Source organism: Wenyingzhuangia sp. IMCC45574 (assembly GCF_054182685.1).
This window is the reverse complement of record NZ_CM135169.1, coordinates 1,110,783-1,136,896: the sequence shown is the minus strand read 5'-3', so window position 1 is coordinate 1,136,896 and position 26,114 is coordinate 1,110,783. Positions and strand designations below refer to the sequence as shown.

Genomic DNA, 26,114 nt, shown 5'->3' with positions numbered 1-26,114 from the left:
AAATGCAAGAAGTAAAAGTATCATACATATTACAGCATCTAAAAAAATGGTTAGGTATTATTCTTTTAATTGCAATACCCTTGGAAATCTTTTTTTTTCCTACGCTACCAAACGTTGTGGGGTGTGTAATGGCGTTAATATCTTATTTTGTTTTTTCATTTTTTTTGCAAAATAAATATATACTATATTCTCCATTTGCTTTTTTAATGTATCTGTCCATGTTTATGTACAGGTTTTTACCATTAATTGCTACTCTGGCAGAAGGAAATCCTATAACTATAGGTCTAGAGTTACCGTATCAAACATTTATTTATGAAACTCTTTTATTTCTTTTAAGTTCATTAGCTTTTTATTTGATTTGTAAACCCAAAAATAGATTTAAAACTACCGGGTTACAATCAGTATTGATAGATTTAAATTTTTTTAAAATAGAACCTAAGCTTATATGGTATTTGGGAATTATAGGTTTTGCTGTACGCCTTTATACATTTAACCAAGGAATAGCGGAATACGGAAATGTAGGAGGTAAGTTTTTAGATGGTTTAGGCTATTTACTATATGCTCCTACAGTTTTGTTGTTTCCAGATATGATGAGATTACCAGAATATAAAAATAAAAGATTGGTGTGGTTGTATTTGTTGGTTGTTTTTGTTATTAATATAGCTTCTAACAGCCGAGGAAAAATGATTACTCCAATTGCCATTTATGGTCTTTTGTTCTTTCTCTACATGATAAAAAATAACATCCAGGTTAGTGAAGTCATGTCTCCAAAACTATTTATTTTATTGTTACTGTTTTTTGTTTACGGTTTAAATATGTTAACTGATATGTCATATGCCATGTTGTACACGAGAGGAATGAGGTCTGATATTTCTAAAGAAGAATTATTTAAAATAACGGTTGAGACATTCCAGAATAAAGAATTAATGAATGAAATTAAGATTAGCCGAGGTGAACGTGAGAATGATGTTACGCATTATAGCCAAGGTTGGACTGAAAAATATATTGATAATTTTATGTTGAATCGTTTTGCAAATATTCGTATTACAGACGAAACACTTTATCATGCAAATAGAAGAGGATTTGGCGATGAAGAGATGCAAGAGGATTTTATAAATCAATTAATTTTAATTTTTCCTAATCCAGTTTTAAAGATGTTTGGGGTTAGTTTGAGTAAGCAAAATTTCACTTATAGTAGAGCCGATTTATTATCAAATGGTAGTTTGGGAAGTTATTTAGTAACAAGTCATGTAGGAGATGGACTGGTTACGTTTAGTTTTTGGTACTTCCCTTTTCAATTTATTGTTTCATGTTTTGTTTTTTTTCTATTGAATAATTTAGTGATTTTTAAATCGGGTAGTTTTATTTATTCGGCATATGGTTTAATGAATATTTTTAGTTTGTTTGGCCTATTTAAAAACTCTAATGGAATATTGTTAGATATAGCTTTTTGTTTAAGAATGTTTTGGCAAGGCATTGTCACTTATTTGATAATGTACACTATCGTAAAATTGTTTAAAAGATGTATATATGGTTAGAAATTTTCAGGCAGATTTTATCAAATGCTTTTCAATTATAGGAGTTGTTTTTATACACAGTTCAAATTTGTTTGGAGCTAATGAAGTATCAAGAATGTTTGTTGTAAATATATTTAGTTTTGCTGTGCCATGTTTTGTTATTTTATGGGCTTATTTTTTTTACACATCTTACGACAAAAGAAATAAAACACAAAAAAAAGAATATATAGTCAAACGTTTTTTAGATGTATTTAGGGTGTTTTTTATTTGGAGTTTTTTTTATTTTTTAATATCGGTAGATTGGAATGATTTAACTTTAAGGTCTTTAATCACTAGATATTTTTCTGGTTACGGATGGCCTGGTCAATATTTTTTTATAGTGTTATTACAATTAATTGTTTTATTCCCATTTATATTAAAATTATACGCTATTAAATGGATAAGAATATGTATAATAGTATTAATAGTAATAACTTACATAATTGTTGGATATTTTATTGATATACTACCCTCTTCAATTCAGAAATTGGGAGATAGACCTTTTGTGTTTTGGTTACCGTATGTGTTTTTGGGGATTGAGTTGGCTAAAAATAATTTTCCAAGATTAAATAAATATAGTTGGGTATGTGTAGTTTTTATCCCAGTAGAATTTAGTATACTTGAGTATTTTGGGAAAAATCATTCTCAATATATAACCTTAACAGTGTTAGTAAGTTCTTCTTTATTTTGTATTTCTATCTTACAACAACAAATTATAATTAATTCTAAAATAAAACATTTAATAGGTTTTTTAGGAGTTAATACATTAGCTGTATATATATTAAATCCTATAAGTAAAACTATAATGTATAATGTTTTGGAAATAAACAAGTTAGATGTTTTGTCTATAGGCTTTAAGTTTGTTTTTCCTTATATAGCTACTTCTATGGTTTTGTTTATATCTGTTTTAATATATGAATTTATAAAAAAAATTAATCTAGATAAATTAATCTTATAAAATTATTTTGGAAATGGAAAAAAAGAGAATAAAAATATTAGATAGCCTACGGGGAATGGCTGCTTTGTTGGTTTTGTTTCATCACTTATTTAAAATAAATAGAGAAAGGTTCTACAATAACACAAGCCAAATAATATTTAATTTGCTGCAATTTTTATCTGATTTGAACCATGAAGCTGTGATGTTTTTTTTCGTACTATCAGGGTTTTCAATTGGTCTGAGTCTGAACAAAAGAAATTTACTTTCTTTTGAGAGTGTTGATTTCTATTATTTTAGAAGAATCAAAAGAATTTTACCGCTTTATTTAATTACGTTGATATTTACTTTAATACTGGGGAAGCTAAGTAACTTAGTTCAAAATGAAGATTATAGTTTAAATAATTTTATAGGAAATCTACTATTTTTACAGACAGGTAGAGAAATGGAAGCTTCATGGTTTGTACCATATGGTTTAAATGGTTCTTTATGGTCATTGAGTGTAGAAATGTTCTTCTATCTTTTTTTTCCAATTATTTATTTAGTTAATTATTATTACTTAAATCGTTTATCTATTTATTTTAAATATGTTTCTTACTTATGTGTTTCAATAGCATTTGTAATATTTTGTAAAAAAATATTTTTTGTACCCTATCTTCTTTTCTTCGCTTCTTTCGGTACATGGATTTTTGGGTATTTAGTTGCACAAACCTATTTAAAAGGAAGAAAATATCATTTATTTTTTACACTTGTTTTTATTTTAGGAATTTTACTTGAAATATTCAAAGAATATATTCCTTCAAAAACATTTTTGTCGATAAGTGGAGGAATGATTATTGGAGCTATTTTTTACTTTTTTATAGTTTGTAGAAACTTGGTGAAATTTTCTTATTTACAGAATATATTAAATTGGCTTTTTTTTAAAATAGGAGAAGGAAGTTATGCTATATATGTCTTACATTATCCAATACTTTTGTTTTTTGATGTGAAAAAAGTAAACTTAACTTATCAAATTATTTTCTTAATGCCGTTTCTATATATAAGTTATCTTTTGGAAAAAAAATCAATTCTGTGGAAATTGTCTTTTTTAAAATTGCCATACACAAGTTTCTTATTAAAAATAAAAAGAATTTGATTATGAAAATAAGTTATTTTTTTCGTCCCAAAATGGAGGGGGTATTTAGCATAGAAACCGTTTTTGAACAGTTGTTTACTGCACTTCCTAGTAATTTACGCATAAGTATTTTTAAATGTACACAAAAATGGAAACGATACCATAGTTTTTGGAAAGCTCGTAATCATCAAGGTGAAATAAATCATATTACAGGAGATATTCATACCATTGCCTTATTTTTAAAAGGAAGTAATACTATTTTAACGGTACATGATATAGGTAGGTATGAAAGAAATCTAAAGGGTATCCGTAAAATTGTAATAAAGTATTTATGGTTACAATGGCCCTTAAAAAAGGTTGCTTACATAACAACAATATCTGACTATACGAAACAGAAATTAATCGACACATGCAATATTAGTCCAGACAAAATAGTTGTTATACCTAATCCTTGCAGTACCGATTTTAAATTTATACCTAAAGCGTTCGACAAAACAAATCCTGTTGTTTTACAGATAGGAAGTAGCCCTATAAAAAATTTGAATAGATTAATAGAGGCTGTAAAAGGAACGGACTTTAAATTGTTATTGTTAAGAAAACCTACAGAGGAACTTAAACAGTTGTTAACTTCTGAAAATATTTGTTATGAATTTAGATACAACTTAACAAGAGAGGAAGTGCTACAGTGTTATTATGAGTCTGATATTGTTTTTTTCGCCTCTGAGCATGAGGGCTTTGGAGTACCTATTTTAGAAGGACAACAAGTAGGACGCCCGGTAATTACAAGTAATATAGCACCTATGAATGATGTCGCTGGTAAAGGTGCAATATTGGTAAATCCTTTTGATGTTAAAGAAATAAAAAAAGCATTACAAAATTTACAGAATAGCCCTGAGCTTAGGATGAAACTTGTAGAAAAAGGGACAAAAAATTTAGAACGATTTTCAGCTAAGAAGATAGCTGAGAGTTATGTAGAACTATATGAACTTCTGAACAAAAAAATAAAAAATAAACGCATATGAATTTTTGGCAATTAATGGTTAGAAAAGATGATTTTATATGTTCCATTGCTAATAGTATGGTAAAAACTATAAAATTATTTAATAAACAAGAAAGAAAAGCTATTAACACGAATAAGGATATTAGTAGCATATGTAAAGGTAAGAATGTGTTGATAGTTTTAAATTCTCCCTCAGTAAAAGAACAGGATTTGAACAAATTTGAAGGGTGGAATACAATTTTTGTCAATAGAGGTTTTAAGCATCCTTTATATAAAAAGTTGAGACCAAAATTTCATTTTTTTATAGATCCAAAAATGATCAGTGGAGAATGGTCTGTGGAGTGGTTAGATGAAATATTACAGATGGTACCTGACATTACTTTTGTGATGCCAGCTTCTTGGGCAAATCATCCTAAATTTAAAGATCATATTGATAAGGGGACATCAATTTATTGGGTTGCACTTCAGTCACCTTTTAGTTGTGTCGGAGTAGGAGGTTTTTGTATTGAATTTGCAATAAAACAGTGTTTTAAAAACATATATTTTACTGGTTTTGAAGCTACTGGTATTGCTCATGAGATTATAAATTCAACAAGTCACTTTTATGGAGTTAATGATGAAAATAATTTAAAAACATCAAGCAATTACATAATAGACTTATTAATGCATTCAAGGCATTTAAATGACTTACATAAAATTTCAAAAAAGGCAAAAAAAGAAAATATATCTATTATTAATTTAACTAAAGGTGGAGTGTTAGATATGTTTTATAGGGAGGAAATGATAAAACTTTAAGCAGGAATAGTAATTAATCAAAAAAGTAATTATGAAGGTAGTCCATTTTATAGCATCTATAGACAAGACGGGTGGAGGTACAACATCATATATGAAGTTGTTGGCTGAAGAACTAGCAAAGTTTAATTTTGAACAGATGGTTGTATCAGGATTGAGCAAAAAACCTGTAGAAATTAAAGGAGTTGAAGTAAAGTTTTTTGAAAGTAATTCTTTAACGCCTTTTCAAAATACCAGAGTTAAAAAATTAAAAGTGGAATATCTTTCTTTTTTGAAAAAAGAGTGTCCTAATCTTGTTCATATTAATGGATTGTGGAACTATGAGAATTCATTATTTCAAAAGAGTGCAGAAGAATTAGGTATAAAGGTAATTATATCTCCTCATGGTATGTTAGAGCCTTATATACTAAATAGAAATCCTTTAAAGAAAAAACTAGCATTACTTTTATATCAGAATAAGTCGTTAAAAAAAGCAGTTGCTTTACATGCAACTGCTGACACTGAACTAAAACAGATTAAAAAATTAGGATATAATAATGAATCTATTATTATACCCAATGGAATCGAAACACATACATTACCTAAAAAGAAGTGGGATAATAAATTAGAAACAACTGTAAAATTTTTATTTCTATCTAGAATACATCCAAAGAAAGGGATAGACTTATTAATAAAAGCTGTTTCTATGATTGAAGATACTAGAATAAAAGTCACAATTGCTGGAAATGGTGAACATAGTTACATTGAAGAATTGAAAAATCTATCTGTAGAGTATAATGTCTCAGATAAATTTGATTTTGTTGGAGCAGTATATGGAGACAAAAAGTGGAAGTTATACTGTGATTCGGATGTATTTGTATTACCTACTCATAGCGAAAATTTTGGAATTGTTGTGGCTGAAGCTCTGTGTATAGGCATACCTGTAATAACCACTAAAGGAACTCCATGGAGCGAGTTAGATTCTGAAAAATGTGGTTGGTGGGTAGATTTATCTCTAACAAACTTAGTAAGTAGTTTAAAACAGGCTTTAGATCTAGAGTACGATGATATAAAAAAGATGGGAGAGAATGGTATCAACTTGATAGAAAATAAATATACTATTCAAACTGTTGCAAAAGATATGTTTAGGTTTTATGAGAGGTGTTTAAACAAAAACTAATATAATATGCAAAATAAAATTGATTTATCCAAATATGCTCATAGTTTTAGCTTGAAAAATAAAATAGCAAGATTAATATGGAATATTTCAAGAATAATTGTTTTTATACCTTTTAAAGGAAATTTTTTTAACAGTTGGAGAAATACTGTACTTAAGCTATTTGGTGCAAAAATAGGAAAAGGATCAATTATCCATTCTGATGTTAAAATATGGGCACCATGGAATTTAGAGGTGGGTGAGTATACTTGTTTGGGACAAAATGTAGATTGCTACAATCAAGGAAAAGTAACTATTGGTTCTAATACCACAATATCCCAAAAGAGTTACTTATGTGCATCAACACATGATATTTCTGATCCTAAAAACAATTTAGTCCTAAAACCAATAGTAATTGAAGATCAAGTTTGGGTAGCAGCAGATGCATTTGTAGGCCCAGGCGTTGTTATTTATACAGGAGCTGTTGTGGGAGCTAAAGGAGCAGTATTTAAAAATGTTGAAGCTTGGTCTGTTGTTGGAGGTAATCCTGCAAAATTTATAAAAAAAAGAGTATTAAATGGAAATTAATTTTAGCCCTGTACAAACAACTCCTTTTAGTTTAAAGGAGAAAATAAAAAGTCATTTATGGAAGATTATAAATGCAACCCTTTTTAGAGTTTTCCCAAATCAGATAAAGAAACCACGTATTTTTTTATTGAGAGTTTTTGGAGCTAAGCTAAGTGACACTGTAAATATTAATAGAACAGCTAAGATTGATCATCCATGGAATTTAGAAATGGGGCATTTGTCAAGTTTAGGAAATAAATCATGGGCTTATTGTTTGGATAAAATTATAATTGGAGACAAATGTTGTATTGGTGAATATTCATATTTGATTACTGGGAGTCATGATGTGAATAGTTTAACTTTTGACATGATTACAAAACCTATACATATTAAAGAAGGTTGTTGGGTAACAACAGGTGTTTATATCTTACCTGGTGTAACTTTGGAAAAGTATACTGTTGTTGGTGCAAAATCTTTAGTATTAAAAAATACAGAACCATTTTCAATTATAGGAGGAAACCCTGCAAAGTTTATTAAAGAGAGAGAGTTTAAAAGTTAAGCTTTTAGTTTAGAAAACAAAAAAATATGAAGACAAGTATTGCAGCGATTATTTTAACATATAATGAAGAAAAACATATTGAACGATGTATAGAATCATTAAAGAATATTGTTGATGAAGTTTACATTGTAGACTCATTTAGTAATGATATGACTGTTGAAATTGCAAAAAAAATGGGAGCGAATGTCTATCAAAATAAATGGATTAATTATGCAACTCAATTTAATTGGGCTTTAGAGAATTGCAATATCAATACAGAGTGGGTTTGGAGAATAGATGCTGACGAATTTTTTGAGAATCCGAACGAAATTAATTTAAATTATGCGTTAGCACATTTAAGCAGTGATATATCTGGCGTATATGTGAAACGTAAGATTGTTTTTATGGGAAAAGAAATATTACATGGGGGGTGGTATCCAGTTTTACATTTAAAAATATGGAGATATGGAAAAGGATATTGTGAGAACAGATGGATGGATGAACATATTAAGCTCTCTGAAGGTGAAACTGTTGAATTAGATATTATACAAACTGATGAGAATTTTAATGATTTGACATGGTGGACAACTAAACATAATAGTTATGCTAGTCGAGAAATGATTGATTTGTTGGATTCTGAATACGAAATCTTCAGTAAAAGTAGTGTAGAACCTAGGTTGTTTGGTAGTTCAGAACAAAGAAAACGTTACTTGAAACTTAAATATTTAAAATTGCCATTATTCATAAGACCTTTTATATATTTTTTCTATGTTTATATTTTAAAGTTTGGGTTTATGGATGGTAAGTCTGGCTTTGTTTGGTATATTTTACAAGCTTTTTGGTACCGATTTTTAGTGGATGCCAAAATATATGAATTAAAGAAAAAAGTAGGAACGGATAGTGACGTAATTATTGCTTGGGTAAAAGAAAAATATTCAGTTTAAATTTTCAGAAACAAATAATGTAATTCTATGAAGATATCAATTGTTACTATTGTATATAACAATAAAGAATGCATAATGGATGCTTTAGAGTCAGTTTGGTCTCAAACATATAATAACATCGAACATGTTGTTATAGATGGTGGATCGACTGATGGTACAAAAGAGATATTAGAATCTCATAAAGATAAACTAGGCTTTTATCTTTCCGAAAAAGATACCGGCTTATATAATGCACTTAATAAAGGGATTAATTACTGTACAGGAGATGTGATTGGAATTTTACATTCAGATGATCTATTATATGAGTCAACTACTATTCAGAAAGTTGTTGAGGTATTTAAACAAAGCGCTCCAGATATTGTTTATGCCGATGGGAAGTATGTAGCAAAAAATAATACTCAAGATGTAAAAAGAATCTATAAAGGTAAACCATATAAGCATTGGACCTTATATTATGGTTGGGTTCCATTACATACCACGATGTATATAAAAAGAGAAGTTTTTGAAGAATTTGGACTATATGATGAAAGTTATCGTATTGCTAGTGATTATGAATTTACTCTACGTTTATTAAAAAATCAGCTAGTACATAAAGTTTATTTGAATAATTGGGTAGTAAAAATGAGATTAGGAGGTAAAAGTACTACTGCAAAATTACAAAAACAAAAATCAAAAGAAGATTTACAGATTATAGCTAGGCATAATCTATTAGGTGTGTTTACATTATCGTCAAAAATTATAAGAAAGATTAGACAGTATTTACTACCTAAAATATATAAATATTAAAAATTAATGATGAAAAATTATAAAAATAACATAAGTAAAGATTTAGGTTTATTTCTTATATATTCTATTACGATACTATGTTTGTTCTCGTGTAGTTCGGAAAAGGATATCATATATTTTCAAAATAAATATAGCTATAAATCTAAAAACATAGATTACAAAGAACGATACATACAACCTAATGATATTTTAAAAATAGAAATAGGAAGTACAATTCCAGAAGCAGCCATTCCTTATAATAAAATGCAAGCTTCAGGATCTAATGTTACGAGTTTAGAACAAATGCAATTAAATGGATATGTGGTTGATTTAAAGTCTCAAATTGAATTGCCTACTTTGGGAACTGTTTCTGTTAAAAATTTGACCCTTTCAATGTTAGAAAATAAGTTGAAAAATATTTTAATTGAAAATATGCATCTTGAAAACCCAACAATATCAACTAGAATATTAAATAGTAAAGTTACTGTATTAGGAGAGGTAAAAACTCCAGGCACTTTTTATATTACAGAGCCAAGGATTACTATTTTGCAGGCTTTAGGTTTGGCAGGTGATTTAACGATTAACGGAAAAAGAGAGGAAGTTTTATTAATAAGAGAGATTGAAGGTAAGAGGAAGACAATACATATTAATTTAAAAGATATAAGACTTTTGGAAGAACCGTATTATGAAATTCAATCAAACGATATAATTATAGTACAACCTAATTATTCTAAAGTTAAGAGCGCAGGTTTTATTGGTAGTCCTGGGACAATTTTAAGTGTCGCTTCTTTAATAATTAGCATAACTATATTATTAACAAATTAAACACGTTGTATGAGTAATTTATTACAAGAAAGAGCTTTAAATATTGAAGAGTCTAAGATAGATTATAAGAAAATATTTTTTGAATACTTAAAGCATTGGTCATGGTTTTGTGTGTGTTTTATATTGGCAATATCAATAGCTTATTTTAAATTAAAGTATACACCATATACTTATATTACTACAACTAAAGTGAAGATTCTATCCGAGGAAGAGAGTAATACGATACCTGATTTAACAGACATTACATCTTTTGTAGGTTCTAAAGTTAATATAGAGAATGAGATTGCGATTTTGACTTCTTACAGAATGATGGAAAAAGTAGTTAAAGATCAAAAATTAACGCAATCTTTTTTTAATCTTGGAACTGTTAAAAATGATGAAATAGAAAATGTCCCCTTTATAATTGAACGAGTCAATAGCGAAATTGAACCAACTGGTAATTATGTGTTTAGTTTTATAAAAGGAGGGTTTGAATTAAAAAATATTGCTACAGAAGAGAATTTTGAATTCAATAGCTTAACAACAAAAAAAGATAAACATACACTTCCTTTTGAATTGACTGTTGTAGAAAATGGATTTAAGAGAAAAGATCCAATTAAAATAAAACTGACAACTATTAAAGGTGCAACACTTTCTTTACAGGGACAAATAAAAGTCTCAAGTATAGGTAAGTCAAGTGATTTGTTAAATATTTCGATGAAAGGTGTTTTGAAAAACAAATCAGAGCGAATTTTAAATAGTTTAGTTAAAATTTTTGGAGAGGAAGGTATTGAAGAGAAAAGATTAGTAGATAAGAATACAATAGATTTTATTGATCAAAGGTTTGTAACATTAGCTAAAGAATTAGATACGATTGAAGTCTATAAAAAAGAGTTTAAACAAAAGAATGAACTATTTGACCTTGAAAGCGATGCTAGATTAGAAATTGAAAAAGATATGTTTAGTGAGGAGGAATTGTTCAAAATAGAGAATCAGCTTTCACTTTCAAAAATGCTTTTGAAAAATTTCAATAAGGAAAATAAAGGAGGTTTACTCCCAAATAATTTAGGGATAGATAATTTAACCGTTAACGGATTGTTAGATGATTATAACTCATTAGTATTACGTAGAAGTAAATTACTAAATAGTGGAGGAGAGAATAATCCTGGAGTAAAACTAATGAATGAGTCTATAGAGATAACATATATGGCGGTTATAAATTCTATTCAGGGATATATTTCTCAATTGAAAGAGACAAAGAATAGAGTTCAGAAAAGAAATATTATTTTCAAGAAATCTATTGAAAGTTTTCCTTTAAAGGAAAAGCTGTTTAGAGAAATACAACGTAAACAAGAAATAAAGGAGAGTTTATTCCTGTTGTTATTAGAGAAAAGAGAAACATCAGCTATTAAATACGCTGTGAAAGAACCAGTTATAAAAGTGGTGGATTATGCGTTGACTTCTAATATACCAGCATCTCCGAATAAAAAATCAATTTATTTACTAGCAATTTTCTTAGGGTTAATGATTCCTTTTAGTATAATTTATTTAGCCAGTATTTTCAATACAAAAATAAAAGACATAAAAGATCTTGAGGTGTTTTCTAAAAATCAATCTATTTTAGGAACGATTCCTTTGCTAAAAAATAATGATGATACTAGGTTTAAAGATGATAGTGATAGAAGTATTTTAAGAGAGTCTTTTAGAACGTTATTGACTAATGTAAAGTTTATCTTGCCTAAAAAAGAGGGTATTGGTAGTGCAATTTTAATTACTTCTTCTATAAAGGGAGAAGGGAAAACTATGGTTTCGTATGGTCTTGCGAGTGAGGCTATTAGTCATTCTGGAAGAGTGATTTTAATAGGAGCCGATCTAAGAAACCCACAGTTGCATAGGTACCTAAAGTTAAATAATGTTAATAAAGGTTTGTCAATTTATTTGCACGACGACAATATAAGTGTTTCAGATTTAGAAATTTTAAACGACGGTGAAAATCAAAATTTGGATATATTGTTAGCGGGGTCTATTCCTCCGAATCCTACAAGTCTTTTTTCTAATGGAAGATTTGAACAGCTAATACTTGAGTTAAAACAGAAATACGATTATATAATTATTGATTCAGCACCCACATTATTAGTAAGTGACACTTTAATTTTTAGCCACATTGCTGATACTACTGTATATGTTACGCGTTCGAAATATACAGAAAAACAAGTAATCGAGTATTCTAAAAAGTTAGTGGAGGATAAAAAACTAAATAACGTAGGTTACGTTCTAAATGGTGTTGATACGTCCACATATGGTTATGGTTATAATTATGAGTATGCTTATACCTATGGTTATACCTATTCGGAAGATGATGAAAGCCAAAAGAAATGGTATCAGTTTTGGAAAAGGTCATAGAGATTTATAAGTTTTAGAATAAAAAAGGAGGTATAACCTCCTTTTTTTTATTTGATACTATCACTGTTTTTGTGAAAAGAATTATATTCGATTTAAATTAAACCTAATCAATTTATAAATGAAAGTCTCTGTTGTTATCGTAAACTACAATGTTAGATATTTCTTAGAACAATGTTTGTTAAGTGTTACTAAAGCTTTAAAGGGTGTTCCTTCGGAAGTTATAGTGGTTGACAATGTGTCTAAGGATACTAGTTGTCAAATGATACAGGAGAGGTTCCCTAATGTTGTTTTAATAGAGAATGCTGAAAATGTTGGTTTTTCAAAAGCGAATAATCAAGGGGTTGCAATAGCTAAAGGGGAGTATGTATTAATATTAAATCCCGACACTGTTGTTGGCGAAGGTTTGTTTGATGAGATTATCCCCTTTGCCGATTCTTTATCTGATTTAGGAGCATTAGGAGTTAGACTTATTGATGGTACAGGTATTTTCTTACCAGAAAGTAAGAGAGGGTTACCAACTCCTAAAAGATCTTTAGGAAGGATGTTAGGGCTCAGTAATACTGGTTATTATTCGAATTACTTAACTAAGGATGGTATAGGTAAAATAGAGGTCTTAGTTGGTGCTTTTATGCTTATAAAAAGAGAAAGATATCTTCAGGTTGGTGGTTTTGATGAAGATTATTTTATGTACGGAGAAGATATTGATTTGAGTTACAAATTAACCAAGGCTGGTTATGCAAATTATTATAACGGAGAGTCAACTGTTGTTCATTACAAAGGGGAGAGTACAAGAAAGGATGTTAAATATCTAAGGCATTTTTACGGGGCAATGAATATTTTTTACAGAAAACATTTTAGTGTAAATGGACTAGATGTTTTATTAATGAAAGCAGGAGTTAAAATCTGGTTTTTGTTGAAGTATTTTCAATTAAGCAATGCTCCTATTTTAATAGAGGATACAAAGAAGATTTTATTTGTAGGTAATAGAAATATTATAAAAGATCTACAACTGAATAAAGAAATCATGTCTGTAACTCCTCAGAGTGTGATTAAAATTGAAGAATTGGTTCGTGAAAATGAAATAGAGGAGGTGTGGTTTGAAGAAAAATCTATGTCATACCAAGAGATTATTAATCACATTGGTACACATAGATTTAATAAAGTTTTGTTTAAAATTCTTCCTAACTCAACCAATTTTTTAATAGGTAGTAATTCTGCAGATGGTAGAGGCGAAGTTATTTTCTTAAAGTAAAATTATTCTCTATCTGTTTCTTCATTCACTACAGGTATTTCCTCTTTATCCCAGCTTTTTTTAGCTCTCATTTTTTTATAAACTTTAACCATTAGCATTAAAATAACAGATACTAATACAATACCAACTACTCCCCAGATCCAGTTGATAGCGCTTTTCAGTACTACTAAAAATACCACTGCAAAAAGGATAATCGTTGCTACTTCATTCCAAAGTCTTAATTGTAGAGTAGAGTATTTGCATACATTGTTTTGTAGTTCCTTGTATATTTTATGGCAAGCAAAATGATAAAAGAACAAAGCAGCCACAAAAGATAGTTTTACCCACATCCAGCTTTGGGTTAAAAAACCAGGAGATAAATACAATAAATAAGCCGCAGTTAAGCCTGTTAGTATTGCAGATGGCCAAGTGATAATGTACCACAACCTTTTTTCCATTAGCTTGTATTGTGTTTGTAACACAATTCTAGCTTCATCGGGTTTGGTTTCTGCTTCTTTATGGTAAATAAATAATCTTACCATGTAAAAAAGACCTGCAAACCATGTAACTACAAAAATAATATGTAGTGATTTAATGTATAAATACTCCATGTGTATTGAATTAGGAATTGGCAATTACAAATGTTCCGTAACTGTAAATTGCCAATTGTTTTTCTTTATTTTTTTAACCATTCATTTAGCCAGTTACTTACTGTAGCTACCCAATCGTCTCTGTCGTTTAAACAAGGAATGGTTGTGAATACTTCTCCGGTGTTCTCTTCAAACTCTTCTTTAGCTTCCATTCCAATCTCTTCAATGGTTTCTAAACAGTCTGCAACAAAGGCTGGGGTTACAACCGCCAATTTTTTAATTCCGTTTTGAGCTCTATCATTTATTGTTTCGTCTGTATAAGGTTGTAACCAAGGGTCTCTTCCTAATCTAGACTGAAAAGAAGTACTGTAAAACCCTGGCTGTAGGCCTAGTTTTTCTACGACTCCTTGTGTAGTTGCGTAACATTGGTGTCTGTAACAAAACTCATGAGCCTCAGATTTCGTATTACAGCATTCACCGTTTAATGAACAGTGTTTTCCTGTAACATCAGAATTTTTAATGTGTCTTTCTGGAACCCCGTGGTAAGAGAAAAGAAGGTGGTCGTATTCTTCTTTGTCTAAAGTTTCCTTAATGCTTTTAGACAATACATCTATATAGTCTTGTTTGTTGTAAAAAGCGGGGAAGTTGGTCAACGTAATGTTTGGGAATTTTTTACGCACAATTTTGTCTGCTAAAGCTTCTATTGTTTCTGTTGTAGCCATGGCGAATTGTGGATACAAAGGAACCAGTAAAATATCTGTAACCCCTTTTTTTGCTAATTTTTCAATTCCAGATTCAATGGATGGACTTCCGTAACGCATTGCTAGTTCAATAGGAGCATCCACTAAGTTTTTAACTTTTTTGGTAAATTTTTCTGAGATTACAATTAATGGAGAACCGTCTTTTGTCCATACTTTGCTGTAAGCTTCTGCAGATTGTTTAGGTCTGGTGTTTAGGATAATTCCTTTAACCAATAAACATCTTGTTACATATGGCACATCAATTACTCTATCATCCATTAAGAATTCATCCAAATAATTTCTAACATCTTTTACAGAAGTACTGTTAGGCGAACCTAGGTTTACTAATAAAATTCCTTTCATTATTAATCTTTTGTATCTAGTTTGTTTAGTTGTTTTGTTATTTCGTATAAGCTTACACTTAAGCTATTTACCACATTCATAGAGGAATTGTTTCCAAACATAGGAATGTGTATGCTGCTGTCTACTAGCTCTAAAACTTCTGGAGTAATCCCAAATCGTTCAGAACCTATTATTAGTGCTATTTTACCATGCTGTGTAAAATTGTACTGATGCAAGCTTTTGCTTTTATCTGTTATCTCTAGAGCTATAATGGTATAGCCTTCATTTTTTAACTGTTTGGAAGCTTCAACAATATCTGTATAGCTAGTAACCGGTAACTTTTTTTCGGTATTTCTAGCGGTACGTTGTACGGTTCTGTTGTTTGTGTCTGGAGAGTTTACACTTTGGTAAAAACGTTCTACCCCAAAAGCTTCACAGGCTCTAATGCACATTCCTATATTCTGAGGGGTTCTTATCTCATCACCTAAAACCACCAACGGAAATGTTTTTTTACTGTTTACGATATCTGTATGGTCTAATTGCTCCATTAAATATTATTTTGCTTGGTAAATTGTTTAGGTGTAATACCAAACTTTCTTTTAAAAGCAGCAATAAAATGACTAGAGGTGCTGTAGCCAATTTTATTCCCTATCTCGTTAACGTTTAACTTGTTTTCTAATAATAGCTTTTTAGAATATTCTAGTTTGTAGTTTAATAAAAACGTAAATACAGGTGCTCCATATACTTCTTTAAATCCTTGTTTTAGTTTTTTAATATTTAATCCAACGGTTTTAGCAAGCTCTTCTAACGATGGAGGATCTGCCATGTGTTCTAATATAATGTCTTTGGCCTGTTTTAGCTGAGACATGGTTTCTTCGTTAGACATGAAGGGACAATTTTCATTGCTGTTTTCTTCTGCATTGCTAAAATACAAGCTAAACAACTCAAAAGCTTTTGCTTTAATAAATAGCTGTGTTAACGGAGAATTATCATTTTTATTAATAATTTGATGCAGAACAACTTGTTGAGCAGGAGAGGCATCTTTCTTTTCTATAATAGGTTTACCTATCACAAAGTTGTCAAAATTCAATAAATAGTTCTCTTCTGTAGTAAAAAGTGAGTGAAAGTATTTAACAGGAATTAACATGACAACTAGTTGAGATTCTGGAGCTAAAGAAAAAAGAATATGCGTTTCTTCTTCGTTAAAGTACACCATTCCAGATTCGTTTTTTGCGAGTTCTATAGCACAGTGCTCCATGTTAAAAGCAACTTTGTTGGTGCTTTTAACTGTAAAGTACAACTGTATATAGTTGTGGTGTGTTTTGTGTACAAAGTGTTGGGAATCAGAACTGTTATTCTCTAGAATTAATAACGAAAACTGACTTTTTTCGTCTACGAGTAGTAGAGAACTTTTGTCGATGTTTTGATATTTATGAGCATCAAAATGAACCATTTTTTGTCGATGTTTTTCGTAAGTAATAGGACAAATTTACGTCAAAATGCTTAAAAAATAGCTTTAAAAAGTGTTTTTTTCTACCTGCGATAACTCCATGTTGAAGTATGATTTTTATCATAAAACAACTGATTTGTGTAGGTTTTAAAGCAATCTAGAATGTTTTTAAATTAAGGAAAAAACCTTGTGGAGTTGTTTATAGTACTTTTAGCGATATTCTGAGAAGTATATCCGTAGTACTTTTGTCGATACTTATGGCTTGTAAACATATGAACATAAAAAAATCTGGAACGAAACTCTACAATGTTGGGGTTAGTTATAAGAAGGCTGATGTAGAAACAAGAAGTGCATTTAGTTTGTCTAAACAAAAGCAAATTAGTTTGCTTAAGGATGCTAAATCTAAAGGCATAGATGGTGTGATGGTGATTTCTACTTGTAATAGAACAGAGATTACCGGTTTTGCAAAACACCCATTTGAATTGATAGGATTGTTGTGTGAGCACTCCAATGGAACGGTAGAAGACTTTGTAAAGTTTTCTAATATTTATAAAGGTTCCGAAGCTATTCAGCATTTATTTAAAATAGGGACAGGTTTAGAAAGTCAGATTTTAGGTGACTACGAAATTGTAGGACAGTTAAAACAAGCCTATCAAATGGCTCAGAAATACGGTTCGTTAAATACCTATTTAGAAAGGTTAATGAACTCGGTGTTGCAAGCTAGTAAAGATGTAAAAAACAATACCCAGCTTAGTTCAGGAACTACGTCGGTTGCCTATGCAGCTACGCAGTATATTATAGACAATGTAGAAAATCACAATTCTAAAAGAGTATTGGTATATGGTTTAGGGGAAATTGGTAAAAATGCTTGTAAGAACTTATTGCAGTATACAGAGAATACCAATATCCATTTAATCAACAGAACACATGCCAAGGCCGAAGAGTTTGCGGAAACCCATGAGAATGTAGCGGTTAACAAATTGGAGAATTTAGAGGTTGAGATAGAAGATGCAGATGTGTTAATTGTATCAACAGGGGCAGAAACTCCAACAATTACATCCAAAAACATCAAACCTAAGAAGAAGTTGTTGGTGTTAGATTTATCTATGCCAGAGAATGTAGATAGAGCAGTAAAAGACTACGAAAATATCACATTGGTAAATGTAGATCAGTTGTCTAAAATTACCGATAAAACATTAGAGTTAAGAAAAGCTGAGATTCCAAAAGCTCAGCAAATTATAGACAAACACAAGCAAGAGTTTGCTACTTGGTTAGAAAGCCGAAAATTTACCCCAGCTGTAAATGCTTTAAAAATTTCATTACAGTCTATTCAGGAAGATGAAATTAATTTCCACCAAAAGAAGATTGATGGATTTAATACGGAGCATGCGGAGCAAATTACTTCAAGAATTATTCAAAAAATTACCACTCAGTTCGTAAAACACCTTAAAGACGAAAGCACTTCTGTAGATCAGAGTATAGAGGTGGTGAGTAAAATATTTAATGCAGAAATACAGAATGGATAAACCTATTAGAATAGGTACCAGAAATAGTGAGCTGGCGTTATGGCAAGCTCATTTGGTACAGGGGCAGTTAGAGGAGTTAGGTTATAGTACAGAAATTATTGAATTATCATCCATAGGTGATGAGGTTTTGGATATCCCTTTACATCAAATAGGTAGTATGGGTGTATTTACCAAAACTTTAGATGTAGCCATGTTGCGTGGACAGATAGATATTGCCGTTCATTCTTTAAAAGACGTACCTACGCAATTACCAGAAACTATTGTGCAAGCTGCGGTTTTAGAAAGAGCCGATATTCACGATATTATTGTTTACAAAGGAACCCAAGAAGCATTGTTAGGAGAGGGAGCAACTATTGCCACAGGAAGTTTACGAAGAACAGCGCAGTGGTTACACAAATACCCAACACATACATTAACAGACTTAAGAGGAAACGTAAACACGCGTTTACAAAAGTTGGCAGATAACAATTGGAACGGAGCTATTTTTGCCAAAGCAGGTTTGGAAAGAATCAACTTATTGCCAGAGGAACATGTGGTCTTAGATTGGATGGTACCCGCACCTGCGCAAGGAGCAATTATGATTACTGCATTGGACTCAAACCCAGAAGTTTTAGCAGCCTGTGCTCAATTAAATCACGAAGAAACTGCTACTTGTGTGGCAATAGAGCGTGATTTTATGAGGACTTTAGAAGGTGGGTGTACAGCTCCTATTGGAGGGCATGCAGAAATTTTAGGAGACAAAGTTTCTTTTAACGGTTTGCTAAGTTCTATTGATGGGAAACAACAAAAGTCCGTTTTTAAAATAACGGATGCTAAAAAAGCTGCTGACTTAGGAAAGATTTGTGCAGAGGAAATTTTAGCAGACGGAGGAAAGGAATTGATGGCTGAGATTAAATCTGTAATAAAGAAGTAAATTGTCACTTCGAGTGATTTTGAGGGACGAAAAATAATATCGAGAAGTGAGAATTCTATCCACTAAAATACTAACCGAAACACAAAAACAAATCGTAGCAGATTACGAAGTGTTAGAGGTGCCTATGATAGAGATTTCTTACGGGGAAGGATTTAAAATAGAAGAACAAATTCCCTTTGCTGTTTTTACGAGTGGTAACAGTGTAAAGTCTGTATTTGGAGTGCATAAAAATAACAAGGATTTGTTCCATACTGTTTTTTGTGTAGGAGAAAAGACCAAATATTTGCTAGAGAAACAAGGAGTAGTGGTTGAAGCTGTCGCAAATAATGCCTTGGAGCTAGCAGAGACCTTAATAGCTAAGTTTAAAGACATACAAGAGATTAGTTGGTTTTGTGGAAATCTTAGAAATAATGATTTGCCTACATTAATGGCCGAAAACGGAGTGTTGGTTACAGAATATTTAGTGTACCAAACAACGTTGATCTCAAAAAAAATAGAAGAGGAATTAGATGCTTTGTTGTTCTACAGTCCATCTGGAATTAGAAGTTATTTAAAGCAAAATAAACCCACAAGTGTACCCGTAATTTGTATAGGTACTACAACGGCTACAGAAGCAGTACAAAGTTTTGAAAACGTATACATTGCCGACGAGCAAACAGTAGAAAGTGTGCTGTTAAAAACAAAAGAAATAGGAAACTAAAACAAGTCAATATTGTAATTATGGAATTTAAAAATTCAGAAAAATTATACAAAAAAGGTTGTGAAAATTTAGTGGGAGCCGTAAACTCCCCAGTAAGAGCTTTTGCATCTGTAGGAGGAAATCCTTTGTTTATTAATAAAGCCAAAGGAGCCTATATTAAAGATGTAGATGGAAACAAGTATATTGATTTAGTGTTGTCTTATGGGCCTATGATTTTAGGACATAGACACAAAAAGGTGGAGAAAGCAGTAACAGAAGCCTTAAAAAAAGGATATTCTTTTGGTGCCTCTACCAATGCAGAAATAAAATTAGCAAAAATTGTATGCGATGCGTTTCCTGGAATGGACAAAGTTCGTTTTGTAAATTCTGGAACAGAAGCGGTATTAAGTGCCATTCGTTTGGCAAGAGCGCATACCAATAGAGATAAAATTATAAAATTCTCTGGGTGTTACCATGGGCATATGGATGCTATGTTGGTAGCTGCCGGATCTGGATTGGCAACATTGAGTTTGCCAGGATCTAAAGGAGTACCTGCACAGGCAGTAGAAAATACGTTGATTGCTGAGTACAATAACTTAGAAAGTGTAAAAGCACATTTTGAGAAGAACGATGATATTGCCGCAGTAATTTTAGAGCCTGTAACAGGAAATATGGGAGTGGTAGAGCCGTCTCAGGAATTCATTCAAGGAATTAGAGCGTTGACCAAAGAAAACGGAGCATTGCTAATTTGCGATGAAGTAATGACAGGGTTCCGTTCTAAATTTGGAGGAGCGCAAGAGTTGATAGGTGTGCAAGCAGATATTACTTGTTTAGGAAAAGTAATAGGAGGAGGTTTTCCAGTAGGAGCCTACGGAGCATCTAACGAAATTATGAGCAATGTTGCACCTTTAGGAGGAATGTACCAAGCAGGAACTTTATCTGGAAATCCAATTGCAATGGCAGCGGGAATTTCTACATTAACAGAATTAAAGAACCAAAACCCTTACGATCAGTTTAACGAGGTTGCAGCAAAAGTAGAGGGAATGTTATTAACGTCTGCTAAAAAGCATGGGGTAGAAATTACGGTAAACCGATTTGGTTCTATGATAAATCCATTCTTTACCAGTAAAGAAATTACCAACTTTACAGAAGCACAATCGTCAAATACAGAAACGTTTGCAAAGTTCTTCTGGGCAATGATTGAAAATGGTGTGTTCTTACCACCTTCTCAGTTTGAAGCTTGGTTCTTATCAACTAAGATTGGTGAAAACGAATTAGAAAAACTAGAAGTGGCAATTGATAATTCATTTGCTGCAATAAGCGATAAGCAATAAGCAATAGGCTTTAAGCCTTTTTAACAACTAGCCTAGAGCATATAGCCTAGAGCCTAAAGCTAAGAAATGATAAAAAACGACCTATACCTTAGAGCCTTAAAAGGCGAAACAGTAGAAAGACCACCTGTTTGGATGATGAGACAAGCTGGAAGATATTTACCAGAGTTTCAGGAGATAAAAAAGAAGTACGATTTCTTTACACGTTGTCAAACGCCAGAGCTGGCTGCAGAAATTACCGTGCAACCTATTCGTAGGTACGGAATGGATGCTGCTATTTTATTTTCGGATATTTTGGTAGTGCCGCAAGCGATGAATATTGAGGTGGAAATGAAGAACGGAATTGGACCTTGGTTGCCAAATCCTATTAAGAACATGCACGATGTAGAAAAAGCAATTGTTCCAGATATTGAAGAAACCTTAGGTTATGTGCTAGATGCGATTAAGTTAACAAAACAGATGTTGAATGACGAAATTCCATTGATTGGTTTTGCGGGTTCTCCATGGACAATTTTGTGTTACTGTATTCAGGGACAGGGTTCTAAAAATTTTGACAAAGCAAAAGAGTTTTGTTTTACACAACCTTTGGCTGCGCATGCTTTATTGCAAAAAATAACAGATACTACAATTGCTTACTTAAAGAAAAAAGTGGAAGCAGGTGTAAATGCTGTTCAGGTGTTCGACTCTTGGGGAGGAATGTTATCTCCGGTTGATTATCAAGAGTTCTCTTGGCAGTACATCAATCAGATTATTGAAGCCTTAAAAGACGATGCTCCAGTAATTGCTTTTGGAAAAGGATGTTGGTTTGCTTTGGAAGAAATGGCTAAGTCTAATGCATCTGCTTTAGGAGTAGATTGGACCATTACACCAGAGTGGGCTCGTAAGTTAACAGGAGGAAATATTACACTACAAGGTAATTTTGATCCTACGCGTTTGTTCTCACCACCAGCAGAAATCAAGAAGCAAGTAAAAACAATGATTGATGCCTTTGGAAAAGACAAGTACATTGTAAATCTAGGACATGGTATTTTACCAAATATAGGTTTAGAGAATGCCGGAGCGTTTATAGAAGCGGTGAAAGAGTACGGAAATTAGTACTGAGTACTTAGTACAGAGTATTTAGTTTTAAACTCTGTACTTAATACTTTGTACTCAATACTAATAATAAATGAAAGAACAATTTTATCAATACATACAAAAGTTACAAGATACCATCTGTGCGGGTTTAGAAGCTATAGATGGAGAAGCTACCTTTGTACAAGATTTATGGGATAGACCCGAAGGTGGAGGAGGAAGAACTCGTGTAATTTCTAACGGAGCGGTTTTTGAAAAAGGAGGTGTGAATATTTCATCGGTGCACGGAGAGCTGCCTTTGCCTTTAAGAAAGCAGTTTGGTGTAGAAGCAGGAGACTTTTATGCTTGTGGTTTAAGTTTGGTAATCCATCCAAAGAATCCAATGGTGCCAACAGTACATGCCAACTGGCGATATTTTGAAATGTACGATGGTGATGGAAACATTGTAACCCAGTGGTTTGGTGGTGGACAGGATTTAACTCCTTATTATTTGTTTGAGGAGGATGCAGTGCATTTCCATTCGGTATGTAAAGAAGCTTGTGATAAACACAACCCAGAGTTTTACCCATTGTACAAAAAGAAATGCGATGAGTATTTCTGGAATGCACATAGGAATGAAGCCAGAGGAATTGGAGGTTTGTTTTTTGATTATTGCAAACCAACCGATGAGATGTCTTTGGAGCAATGGTATAATTTTGTAACGGAAGTAGGGAATTCTTTCTTGAACAGTTATGTGCCAATAGTAAATAAGCGTAAAGACATTGAATATCAAGACGCTCAGCGAGCGTGGCAGGAAGTTCGTAGAGGACGTTATGTAGAGTTTAACTTGGTACATGATAGAGGAACCTTGTTTGGTTTAAAAACCAATGGTAGAATAGAATCTATTTTGATGAGCTTACCACCCCATGTACAGTGGCATTACTGTCACGAAGCTGAAGCTGGAAGTTGGGAAGAGAAATTGGTTAGCGTATTAATGAATCCTAAGGATTGGCTTTCTATTGAATAGTACTACAAGTACACGGATTATATACTTAATGTAAATATAGAAATACAAAACTCTCTCAGTAACCTGAGGGAGTTTTTGTTTTGGTAGGTATTCGGTTAACTTATTATACAAGAAAAGAGTCCTCTGTGTGATGGTGTGTCGCACCTACGGAGCTTTATTGTGGTGTCGTGTTGTGTTATTAATGACACTGTCCCTTAATTTGTGTAAGTTCTAAAAATAGGGTTTAGCTACTTATAGCTGGATCCTATTTTCAAATATAGCTAAAAACTGGTTTAGTATTACTCCCCAATTTCTGATAGGCATCGTCCATTTTTTAGTTGATTCTCTTAAAGCTAAAAACACGGATTTAATTACTGCATCATCGGTTGGGTATGAGAGTTTATTTTTGGTATACTTTCTAATTTTTCCATTTAAGTTTTCAATAAGATTAGTAGTGTAAATAATAGTTCTAATCTCTACAGGGAAGTCAAAGAACACAGTTAGTTCATCCCAGTTGTTTTCCCAACTTTTAATAGCATAGGAGTACTTAGAGTTCCACTTCTGCTTAAAGTCTTCTAAAGCAGCTTTGGCTGCCTCTTTAGTAGGAGCTGTATAGATTTCTTTCATATCTTTAGAAAACACTTTTCTATCTTTCCAGACCACATATTTACAAGAGTTTCTAATTTGGTGTACCACACATATTTGAGTTACCGATTCAGGGAATACGGTCTTTATAGTATCTGTAAATCCATTTAGATTGTCCGTAGCTGTGATTAAAATATCCTGAGTTCCTCTAGCTTTGATATCAGTTAAAACCGTCATCCAAAAAGCGGAAGATTCATTCTTACCTAACCATAAACCTAGTACTTCTTTTTTACCATTGGTTTTCAATCCCACAGCTATATAGATGGTCTTGTTGATGATTTTTGAGTTTTCTCGAACTTTAAATACAATTCCATCCATCCAAACAATCAAATAGCAAGGGTCTAAAGGTCTGTTTTTCCAAGCAACGATATCTGAGTTGATTTTATCTGTAATTCGAGATATAGCAGAACTAGAGATATTGAAATCATAAAGCTCTAAGACTTGTTGTTCAATATCAGATACGGACATCCCTTTGGCATAGAGGCTAATAATGATGTTTTCTACACCATCTAAAGTATTTTGTCTCTTCTTTACAATCATAGGGTTAAAACTACCGTCTCTATCTCTTGGAACTGTGATTTCAGATTCCCCTAAACTAGTTTTGATTTTCTTTTTGGAGTAGCCGTTACGTGTATTATCACTTAGAGAAGTTTGGTGTTTGTCATAGTCTAGGTGAGCATCTAATTCTCCCTCTAACATTTTTTCAATTCCTCTTTTTTGAATCTTGGCTAAAAAATTACTCAATTCATCGCCCGTTTTGAATTGCTTTAAAAAGTCGTCGTTTAATAAGTCTTCTGGTTTCATAAAGTGTAAAATTAATAATTAAACAAAAAAACAGGGTTTGAACATCTTCAAACCCTGTTTTTAGAACTTACACACTTTATGGTTTAGTGCCTTATTAATATACCGCTACTCTGTAGCTTTTAATTTAGGAGTAGACTGTTTGATATAGTTCGGTTTGATTTTTTCTTGTGTGTTACTAATATATCGCTACTCTGTAGCTTTTACTTTAGAGGAGGCTGTTTGTTATAGTTCGGTTAGGTTTGATTTTTTTTTGTTATTAATATACCGCTACTCTGTAGCTTTTACTTTAGAGTAGGCTGTTTGTTATAGTTCGGTTAGGTTTGATTTTTTCTTGTTTGTTATTAAGATATCGCTACTCTGTAGCTTTTACTTTCGGGGTGGGCTGTTTGTTATAGTTTCGTTAGGTTTGATTTTTTCTTGTGTGTTATTCATATATCGCTACTCTGTAGCTTTTACTTTAGAGTCGGCTGTTTGTTATAGTTCTGTTAGGTTTGATTTTTTTTGTTTGTTACTAATATATCGCTACTCTGTAGCTTTTACTTTAGGAGTAGGCTGTTTGTTATAGTTCGGTTAGGTTTGATTTTTTTTGTTATTAATATACCGCTACTCTGTAGCTTTTACTTTAGAGTAGACTGTTTGATATAGTTCGGTTTGATTTTTTCTTGTGTGTTACTAATATATCGCTACTCTGTAGCTTTTACTTTAGAGGAGGCTGTTTGTTATAGTTCGGTTAGGTTTGATTTTTTTTTGTTATTAATATACCGCTACTCTGTAGCTTTTACTTTAGAGTAGGCTGTTTGTTATAGTTCAGTTAGGTTTGATTTTTTCTTGTGTGTTACTAATATATCGCTGCTCTGTAGCTTTTACTTTAGGAGTGGGCTGTTTGTTATAGTTCTGTTAGGTTTGATTTTTTCTTGTATGTTATTCATATATCGCTACTCTGTAGCTTTTACTTTAGGAGTGGGCTGTTTGTTATAGTTCTGTTAGGTTTGATTTTTTCTTGTGTGTTATTAATATACCGCTACTCTGTAGCTTTTACTTTAGAGTAGGCTGTTTGTTATAGTTCTGTTAGGTTTGATTTTTTCTTGTGTGTTACTAATATATCGCTACTCTGTAGCTTTTACTTTAGAGTAGGCTGTTTGTTATAGTTCGGTTAGGTTTGATTTTTTCTTGTGTGTTATTCATATATCGCTACTCTGTAGCTTTTACTTTAGGAGTAGGCTGTTTGTTATAGTTCTGTTAGGTTTGATTT

The 26,114-nt window shown here is 31.7% G+C and carries 24 protein-coding genes; 19 read left to right on the top strand and 5 right to left on the bottom strand.

Annotated elements, in window-relative coordinates; all coding sequences use genetic code 11:
- Positions 1 to 2: 2 nt before the first annotated feature.
- The 13 genes from ACXHHC_RS04860 to ACXHHC_RS04800 all read left to right on the top strand — a co-directional run bounded on the left by ACXHHC_RS04860 (position 3) and on the right by ACXHHC_RS04800 (position 13,804).
- On the top strand, positions 3 to 1,538 hold the full coding sequence (locus ACXHHC_RS04860) for a hypothetical protein (protein ID WP_458228528.1): 1,536 nt from the start codon (positions 3 to 5) through the stop codon (positions 1,536 to 1,538).
- Positions 1,531 to 2,514 (top strand): acyltransferase family protein, encoded by a 984-nt coding sequence (locus tag ACXHHC_RS04855; protein WP_458228527.1) that lies wholly within the window; start codon positions 1,531 to 1,533, stop codon positions 2,512 to 2,514. The genes ACXHHC_RS04860 and ACXHHC_RS04855 overlap by 8 nt, the downstream gene beginning before the upstream one ends.
- 13 nt (positions 2,515 to 2,527) lie before the next feature.
- Positions 2,528 to 3,625 carry an acyltransferase family protein gene (locus tag ACXHHC_RS04850; RefSeq protein WP_458228526.1) on the top strand — a complete coding sequence of 366 codons (1,098 nt, stop codon included), beginning with the start codon at positions 2,528 to 2,530 and terminating at the stop codon, positions 3,623 to 3,625.
- 2 nt (positions 3,626 to 3,627) lie between these two features.
- Positions 3,628 to 4,626, top strand: coding sequence for a glycosyltransferase family 4 protein (locus ACXHHC_RS04845; RefSeq protein ID WP_458228525.1), 999 nt, complete (start codon positions 3,628 to 3,630; stop codon positions 4,624 to 4,626).
- On the top strand, positions 4,623 to 5,399 hold the full coding sequence (locus ACXHHC_RS04840; protein WP_458228524.1) for a hypothetical protein: 777 nt from the start codon (positions 4,623 to 4,625) through the stop codon (positions 5,397 to 5,399). The genes ACXHHC_RS04845 and ACXHHC_RS04840 overlap by 4 nt, the downstream gene beginning before the upstream one ends.
- Before the next feature lie 31 nt (positions 5,400 to 5,430).
- On the top strand, positions 5,431 to 6,555 hold the full coding sequence (locus ACXHHC_RS04835) for a glycosyltransferase (protein ID WP_458228523.1): 1,125 nt from the start codon (positions 5,431 to 5,433) through the stop codon (positions 6,553 to 6,555).
- Between the two features lie 6 nt (positions 6,556 to 6,561).
- Positions 6,562 to 7,119, top strand: coding sequence for a putative colanic acid biosynthesis acetyltransferase (locus ACXHHC_RS04830; protein ID WP_458228522.1), 558 nt, complete (start codon positions 6,562 to 6,564; stop codon positions 7,117 to 7,119).
- A complete protein-coding gene (locus ACXHHC_RS04825; RefSeq protein ID WP_458228521.1) occupies positions 7,109 to 7,657 on the top strand; it encodes a putative colanic acid biosynthesis acetyltransferase in 549 nt (182 codons plus the stop codon). The genes ACXHHC_RS04830 and ACXHHC_RS04825 overlap by 11 nt, the downstream gene beginning before the upstream one ends.
- Before the next feature lie 26 nt (positions 7,658 to 7,683).
- Positions 7,684 to 8,580: a glycosyltransferase family 2 protein gene (locus ACXHHC_RS04820; RefSeq protein ID WP_458228520.1), complete on the top strand. Its 897-nt coding sequence runs from the start codon at positions 7,684 to 7,686 to the stop codon at positions 8,578 to 8,580.
- A gap of 27 nt (positions 8,581 to 8,607) precedes the next feature.
- Positions 8,608 to 9,366, top strand: coding sequence for a glycosyltransferase family 2 protein (locus ACXHHC_RS04815; RefSeq protein WP_458228519.1), 759 nt, complete (start codon positions 8,608 to 8,610; stop codon positions 9,364 to 9,366).
- 9 nt (positions 9,367 to 9,375) lie between these two features.
- Entirely contained in the window at positions 9,376 to 10,170 is a 795-nt protein-coding gene (locus ACXHHC_RS04810; RefSeq protein ID WP_458228518.1) for a polysaccharide biosynthesis/export family protein, read from the top strand.
- Between the two features lie 9 nt (positions 10,171 to 10,179).
- On the top strand, positions 10,180 to 12,552 hold the full coding sequence (locus tag ACXHHC_RS04805; RefSeq protein WP_458228517.1) for a GumC family protein: 2,373 nt from the start codon (positions 10,180 to 10,182) through the stop codon (positions 12,550 to 12,552).
- A 118-nt stretch (positions 12,553 to 12,670) separates the two neighbouring features.
- On the top strand, positions 12,671 to 13,804 hold the full coding sequence (locus ACXHHC_RS04800) for a glycosyltransferase family 2 protein (protein WP_458228516.1): 1,134 nt from the start codon (positions 12,671 to 12,673) through the stop codon (positions 13,802 to 13,804).
- Between the two features lie 2 nt (positions 13,805 to 13,806).
- On the opposite strand, the gene ACXHHC_RS04795 is transcribed toward ACXHHC_RS04800, so the two are convergent.
- From ACXHHC_RS04795 to ACXHHC_RS04780, 4 genes are all read right to left on the bottom strand, one after another.
- The gene (locus tag ACXHHC_RS04795) at positions 13,807 to 14,394 is read right to left on the bottom strand and encodes a CopD family protein (protein WP_458228515.1); all 588 of its coding nucleotides are present in this window, start codon (positions 14,392 to 14,394) and stop codon (positions 13,807 to 13,809) included.
- A gap of 65 nt (positions 14,395 to 14,459) precedes the next feature.
- Entirely contained in the window at positions 14,460 to 15,476 is a 1,017-nt protein-coding gene (gene hemH, locus ACXHHC_RS04790) for a ferrochelatase (protein ID WP_458228514.1), read from the bottom strand.
- 2 nt (positions 15,477 to 15,478) lie between these two features.
- Entirely contained in the window at positions 15,479 to 16,003 is a 525-nt protein-coding gene (locus ACXHHC_RS04785; protein WP_458228513.1) for a TrmH family RNA methyltransferase, read from the bottom strand.
- A complete protein-coding gene (locus ACXHHC_RS04780) occupies positions 16,003 to 16,908 on the bottom strand; it encodes a helix-turn-helix transcriptional regulator (protein WP_458228512.1) in 906 nt (301 codons plus the stop codon). Before ACXHHC_RS04780 ends, ACXHHC_RS04785 begins: the two co-directional genes overlap by 1 nt.
- Before the next feature lie 269 nt (positions 16,909 to 17,177).
- On the opposite strand from ACXHHC_RS04780, the gene hemA reads away from it, so the two are divergent.
- From hemA to hemF, 6 genes are all read left to right on the top strand, one after another.
- Positions 17,178 to 18,431, top strand: coding sequence for a glutamyl-tRNA reductase (gene hemA, locus ACXHHC_RS04775; RefSeq protein ID WP_458228511.1), 1,254 nt, complete (start codon positions 17,178 to 17,180; stop codon positions 18,429 to 18,431).
- Positions 18,424 to 19,344, top strand: coding sequence for a hydroxymethylbilane synthase (gene hemC, locus ACXHHC_RS04770; protein ID WP_458229224.1), 921 nt, complete (start codon positions 18,424 to 18,426; stop codon positions 19,342 to 19,344). Before hemA ends, hemC begins: the two co-directional genes overlap by 8 nt.
- Before the next feature lie 46 nt (positions 19,345 to 19,390).
- Positions 19,391 to 20,044 (top strand): uroporphyrinogen-III synthase, encoded by a 654-nt coding sequence (locus tag ACXHHC_RS04765; protein ID WP_458228510.1) that lies wholly within the window; start codon positions 19,391 to 19,393, stop codon positions 20,042 to 20,044.
- Positions 20,045 to 20,064: 20 nt separating this feature from the next.
- The gene (gene hemL, locus ACXHHC_RS04760; RefSeq protein WP_458228509.1) at positions 20,065 to 21,357 is read left to right on the top strand and encodes a glutamate-1-semialdehyde 2,1-aminomutase; all 1,293 of its coding nucleotides are present in this window, start codon (positions 20,065 to 20,067) and stop codon (positions 21,355 to 21,357) included.
- 66 nt (positions 21,358 to 21,423) lie between these two features.
- The gene (hemE, locus tag ACXHHC_RS04755) at positions 21,424 to 22,449 is read left to right on the top strand and encodes a uroporphyrinogen decarboxylase (protein WP_458228508.1); all 1,026 of its coding nucleotides are present in this window, start codon (positions 21,424 to 21,426) and stop codon (positions 22,447 to 22,449) included.
- A 73-nt stretch (positions 22,450 to 22,522) separates the two neighbouring features.
- Positions 22,523 to 23,434, top strand: a complete 912-nt coding sequence (hemF, locus tag ACXHHC_RS04750) for an oxygen-dependent coproporphyrinogen oxidase (RefSeq protein WP_458228507.1) — start codon at positions 22,523 to 22,525, stop codon at positions 23,432 to 23,434.
- 231 nt (positions 23,435 to 23,665) lie between these two features.
- Here the strand turns inward: hemF and ACXHHC_RS04745 are convergent, their stop codons facing one another.
- On the bottom strand, positions 23,666 to 24,862 hold the full coding sequence (locus ACXHHC_RS04745) for an IS256 family transposase (RefSeq protein WP_458226684.1): 1,197 nt from the start codon (positions 24,860 to 24,862) through the stop codon (positions 23,666 to 23,668).
- Positions 24,863 to 26,114 lie beyond the last annotated feature (1,252 nt).

Coding starts and splice junctions, on each gene's coding strand:
- ACXHHC_RS04860 (WP_458228528.1), top strand. CDS start 3: ATGCAAGAAGTAAAAGTATCATACATATTACAGCATCTAAAAAAATGG.
- ACXHHC_RS04855 (WP_458228527.1), top strand. CDS start 1,531: ATGGTTAGAAATTTTCAGGCAGATTTTATCAAATGCTTTTCAATTATA.
- ACXHHC_RS04850 (WP_458228526.1), top strand. CDS start 2,528: ATGGAAAAAAAGAGAATAAAAATATTAGATAGCCTACGGGGAATGGCT.
- ACXHHC_RS04845 (WP_458228525.1), top strand. CDS start 3,628: ATGAAAATAAGTTATTTTTTTCGTCCCAAAATGGAGGGGGTATTTAGC.
- ACXHHC_RS04840 (WP_458228524.1), top strand. CDS start 4,623: ATGAATTTTTGGCAATTAATGGTTAGAAAAGATGATTTTATATGTTCC.
- ACXHHC_RS04835 (WP_458228523.1), top strand. CDS start 5,431: ATGAAGGTAGTCCATTTTATAGCATCTATAGACAAGACGGGTGGAGGT.
- ACXHHC_RS04830 (WP_458228522.1), top strand. CDS start 6,562: ATGCAAAATAAAATTGATTTATCCAAATATGCTCATAGTTTTAGCTTG.
- ACXHHC_RS04825 (WP_458228521.1), top strand. CDS start 7,109: ATGGAAATTAATTTTAGCCCTGTACAAACAACTCCTTTTAGTTTAAAG.
- ACXHHC_RS04820 (WP_458228520.1), top strand. CDS start 7,684: ATGAAGACAAGTATTGCAGCGATTATTTTAACATATAATGAAGAAAAA.
- ACXHHC_RS04815 (WP_458228519.1), top strand. CDS start 8,608: ATGAAGATATCAATTGTTACTATTGTATATAACAATAAAGAATGCATA.
- ACXHHC_RS04810 (WP_458228518.1), top strand. CDS start 9,376: ATGAAAAATTATAAAAATAACATAAGTAAAGATTTAGGTTTATTTCTT.
- ACXHHC_RS04805 (WP_458228517.1), top strand. CDS start 10,180: ATGAGTAATTTATTACAAGAAAGAGCTTTAAATATTGAAGAGTCTAAG.
- ACXHHC_RS04800 (WP_458228516.1), top strand. CDS start 12,671: ATGAAAGTCTCTGTTGTTATCGTAAACTACAATGTTAGATATTTCTTA.
- ACXHHC_RS04795 (WP_458228515.1), bottom strand. CDS start 14,394: ATGGAGTATTTATACATTAAATCACTACATATTATTTTTGTAGTTACA.
- hemH (WP_458228514.1), bottom strand. CDS start 15,476: ATGAAAGGAATTTTATTAGTAAACCTAGGTTCGCCTAACAGTACTTCT.
- ACXHHC_RS04785 (WP_458228513.1), bottom strand. CDS start 16,003: ATGGAGCAATTAGACCATACAGATATCGTAAACAGTAAAAAAACATTT.
- ACXHHC_RS04780 (WP_458228512.1), bottom strand. CDS start 16,908: ATGGTTCATTTTGATGCTCATAAATATCAAAACATCGACAAAAGTTCT.
- hemA (WP_458228511.1), top strand. CDS start 17,178: ATGAACATAAAAAAATCTGGAACGAAACTCTACAATGTTGGGGTTAGT.
- hemC (WP_458229224.1), top strand. CDS start 18,424: ATGGATAAACCTATTAGAATAGGTACCAGAAATAGTGAGCTGGCGTTA.
- hemL (WP_458228509.1), top strand. CDS start 20,065: ATGGAATTTAAAAATTCAGAAAAATTATACAAAAAAGGTTGTGAAAAT.
- hemE (WP_458228508.1), top strand. CDS start 21,424: ATGATAAAAAACGACCTATACCTTAGAGCCTTAAAAGGCGAAACAGTA.
- hemF (WP_458228507.1), top strand. CDS start 22,523: ATGAAAGAACAATTTTATCAATACATACAAAAGTTACAAGATACCATC.
- ACXHHC_RS04745 (WP_458226684.1), bottom strand. CDS start 24,862: ATGAAACCAGAAGACTTATTAAACGACGACTTTTTAAAGCAATTCAAA.